Origin of the sequence: Planktotalea sp. (assembly GCF_049680325.1) — a bacterium.
Taxonomy (GTDB): Bacteria; Pseudomonadota; Alphaproteobacteria; order Rhodobacterales; family Rhodobacteraceae; genus Planktotalea.
Genome location: NZ_JBAUHO010000209.1, coordinates 1 through 3,931 on the forward strand (window position 1 = coordinate 1; position 3,931 = coordinate 3,931).

Annotated in this window: 4 protein-coding genes; 2 read left to right on the forward strand and 2 right to left on the reverse strand. The window is 57.1% G+C overall.

What is annotated here, in order from left to right; all coding sequences use genetic code 11:
• Positions 1–66: 66 nt before the first annotated feature.
• Positions 67–1,158, reverse strand: coding sequence for a Gfo/Idh/MocA family protein (locus tag WBC85_RS09475; RefSeq protein WP_424435846.1), 1,092 nt, complete (start codon positions 1,156–1,158; stop codon positions 67–69).
• 12 nt (positions 1,159–1,170) lie between these two features.
• On the reverse strand, positions 1,171–1,872 hold the full coding sequence (locus WBC85_RS09480) for a GntR family transcriptional regulator (protein WP_424435849.1): 702 nt from the start codon (positions 1,870–1,872) through the stop codon (positions 1,171–1,173).
• 88 nt (positions 1,873–1,960) lie between these two features.
• On the opposite strand from WBC85_RS09480, the gene WBC85_RS09485 reads away from it, so the two are divergent.
• Together WBC85_RS09485 and WBC85_RS09490 are read left to right on the forward strand one after the other, a co-directional pair.
• Positions 1,961–3,115 carry an LLM class flavin-dependent oxidoreductase gene (locus WBC85_RS09485; RefSeq protein ID WP_424435853.1) on the forward strand — a complete coding sequence of 385 codons (1,155 nt, stop codon included), beginning with the start codon at positions 1,961–1,963 and terminating at the stop codon, positions 3,113–3,115.
• 1 nt (position 3,116) lies between these two features.
• The coding region (locus WBC85_RS09490) for an aldo/keto reductase (RefSeq protein ID WP_424435856.1) at positions 3,117–3,931 on the forward strand (815 nt) is incomplete at its 3' end.

The following is a 3,931-nucleotide window of genomic DNA, read 5'->3' on the forward strand; positions in this document are numbered from 1 at the left end:
GCCACAACATCTTGTGGCGTGGCGTAAATGCATCAAAACTTCTGTTTCAGCGCAGAAATCGCTTGGTCAGAGCGTCACCACCTGCCCCGTTGATGCAGATCGCTGCGCCGCCTGCCCCAGCCTAACGGCCCAGATGCCATCCTCGAGCGTCACCTCGACACTGCCCTGCCCGCGCGCCGCCGCGACAAACCGCTGGTGCTGGTAAAAGGTTGAGCCATTGTGATCCCCGGCCGCCAATAGCGCTGGATCTACGGGAATATCATGCTCGACCGGCCCCATTGGCGCACGTGGGCTTTCCACGAGACGCGCAATCGGAGCTGCGCCCAAATGATCTGGCCAAAAGCGACCGGGCCCCGGTACAAACGCCTCGATCTTTCCACTCGGGCCAACTGCGCTGATCTCTTCCTGATACCGCGCGCCTTCCGCGAACATGCAAAGTTCCAGCATGGCGCGCGCGCCATTGGCGAAATCCACGATTACATATCCGCTGTCCCAGATGTCAGGCACTTCGCCGCCGTAGCTTTCATCCAGGTGGTTCACCGCCTGCCCCGCGCTCGCCATGACGCGCACGGGCTCGCTCCCCAAGGCAAACCGCATCAGGTCAAAGAAATGACAGCACTTTTCAACCAAGGTCCCGCCCGTATTGCGGTTAAAGCGGTTCCAATCGCCGACCTTTTCAAGAAACGGAAAGCGATGCTCGCGCACCGTCAACATCTTCACACCGCCCGTCGCCGCATCCAGCCGCTCAAGCAGGGCGTTGATGGGAGGCATGTAACGATACTCCATCGCGACCCAGATCGGCGCTTTATGGGTCTGCTTTAGCAACTCGATACGCGCAAGGTCATCCGGATCGGTGAAAAGCGGCTTTTCAACAAGGATCGCCAGATCGGGCCTGACGGCGCTAATCGCTTCCAACTGGGCCGCGTGGCAGTGATTGGGTGACACGATGAGGATTGCGTCAAGGTCGGGATAGGCGATCAGCGCGGCCTCGCTTGCTACAAACTCGGCGTTGGGCGCAAGAGCTCTGGACGCGGCCTGCATCCCTGCATCAGGCTCATAGATCGCTGCGACCTCTGCATCCCCCAATAACGCGATGTTGCGAATGTGCTCGCCGCCCATCATGCCACAGCCAAGTATTCCGTATTTGAACGTCGCCATTGACGCCCCTCCCTATTTGATCCGCGCGACATAGCGCGCCTTATCCGTATCAATCCAGTTGCGCGACACCTCTGCGCGCGCGCCGTCCTGCGCCCAGCTAATGCGTTCTGCATAAGCCAGCGTTTGCCCGATCCCGGGCGCGAAATCTTCGGGGGCCCAATCCGGGCACAGCGCGACGCCAAGCCAATCTTCGGCACGCGTGATCCAGAGCCCGAGGCGTTCGCGATAAAAAAGATAGAGCGAGTCGGGCAGGTCTTCAGCCGTAAGATCGGGCGCATAGCTCGCATCGAGCCAAATCTCTTCAAGCACACAAGGAACCCTGGACAGGCTGCGCAAACGACGAATCCGATAGGCTTGATTGCTGCGACCAAACTGCGGCAGATCAAGCGGCTTCTCCAACCTGTCGACACTTAACAAACGCGCCGTCGGCAAGCCGCCGCCCTGCAGCAACTCGACCCGAAAAAAGGCGTAAACCGAGTCGACATCGGGCTGGCTTTGCACATAGTTTCCCGACCCCTGAACGCGCATGAGCAATCTTTTTTCCTCAAGTATTACCAGCGCCTTACGAAGCGTCGTTACTGTAGTGCTTAAACTTTCAGCAAGGTCACGTTCGGGCGGCAATCGCTCCCCGGCCAGATAGCGCCCCGCCGCAATATCGCGGATCAAAAGCTCGGCGATCTGCACATATAATGGAAGGCTGTTCTGAGCGGCCATGCGGCGTGCCTCAAATAATTGATACACCATTGATTTACATTTTGCCGAATGCTACGCAAGTCAAAATGACGCATCTGAAAGGCAGCTTATGACGGTTGTTCCGATCACCTCTCCTGACCTCGACGCAGCCGAGGTGTCATGGTTTTCCGCGCTGTGCTCAGATGACTACCAGTTCCTTGGCGTGCCCGATGGCAGCCTGCGTTCCAGCTGGGAGCATTGTTCAAACATTGTGAAAGAGGCCGAAGCGCAGGGTTTTCGCAACATCCTCTGCCCCTCTTCCTATCAGGTTGGGCAGGACACGCTCAGCTTCGTTGCGGGCTGCGCGCCGATCACGGACAAGATCAATCTGCTTGCTGCGGTCCGCTGCGGTGAAATGCAGCCGATTATGCTGGCGCGCGCCATCGCAACGCTCGATCACATGCTCGAAGGGCGTCTGACGGTGAACATCATTTCTTCGGATTTTCCGGGTCAGAAAGAGGAAAGTTCTTTCCGCTATCAACGCTCGCGCGAGGTGGTGGAAATCCTCAAACAGGCGTGGACGCAGGACGAGATTAACTACAAAGGTCAGGTCTATGATTTTGCCGGGCTCACAACAGATCCCGTGCGCCCCTACCAGACTGGCGGCCCGCTGCTATATTTCGGCGGTTACTCTCCTGATGCGCTGGAACTGTGCGGGCAGCATTGCGATGTTTACCTCATGTGGCCAGAGGTCAAAGAGCAGCTCGCCGAGCGGATGAAGGCCGTACATCAGGTCGCAGACAAATATGAGCGCACTTTGGATTACGGGCTGCGCGTACACATGATCGTGCGCGACACCGAAGCAGAGGCGCGTGAATATGCCGAGTATATCGTCTCCAAACTGGATGATGAGCAGGGTCGCACGATCCGTGAACGCGCGCTCGACAGTTCTTCGCTTGGCGTGAGCCATCAGGCCAAGAACCGCGACTTGGCGGATATGGATGGTTTTATCGAGCCGCATTTGTGGACAGGCGTGGGTCGTGCCCGCTCTGGCTGCGGCGCCGCACTGGTTGGCAGCGCAGATCAAGTCCTGAGCGAGATTGAAGCCTATCAAAAGATGGGCATCCGTGCTTTCATCTTCTCAGGCTATCCGCATATGGATGAATGCAAACATTTCGGTAAACTTGTATTGCCGCACTTGAAAACCTGCTCAATGCCCCAAGTCTACGGACGGGTGCCCGAGAGCACACCTATGACACCGCTTGGCGCAGGGGAGCGACGCTAAATTGGAACGGATTAATCTAAATAGTGACGTAAGCCTTAGCCGTCTTGTCTATGGAATGTGGCGTATCGGCGATGATGCGGACACCAGCGCGGCCCATGTGCGGGCGAAGATGGAAAGCTGCCTTGCGCAGGGCATCACCACGATGGATCAGGCTGACATCTATGGCGGCTATGAGGCCGAAGAAATCATGGGCAAAGCCATGCGCGGCACGGGTCTGCGCGACAAGATCGAGATCGTGACAAAATGCGATATTGTTGCGCCCGCTGGCCGCTATGCGGATGCGCGCGTGAAATATTACGATACATCGCGCGCGCATATTATCGCGTCAGTCGAACATTCCTTGCGCCTGATGGAAACCGACCGCATTGATCTGCTGCTCGTCCACCGCCCTGATCCAATGATGGATGCAGAAGAAACAGGTGCAGCACTGGATGAGGTTGTAGCCTCTGGCAAGGTGCGCGCGGTCGGTGTGTCGAACTTCAAACTGCACGATTGGAGTTTGCTGCAATCCGCGATGAGTACACCGCTTGCAACAAACCAGATCGAACTGTCACTGCTTGCCCATGAAGGTTTCACCAATGGCGATGTCGCGTATTTGCAGGAACGTAAAGTCGCGCCGATGGCCTGGTCGCCGCTTGCTGGAGGTGCTCTTTTTTCAAATGAGAACAAGGCACTGCTAGAGGCTTTGAAGGCAATAGGTGAACCTTTTGGAGCGGATGAAACGGCCGTTGCTGTGGCATGGCTCCTTGCGCATCCCGCGCGTGTTATGCCTGTGCTTGGCACCAATTCGTTAGAGCGGATTGCCAAAATCAGTGA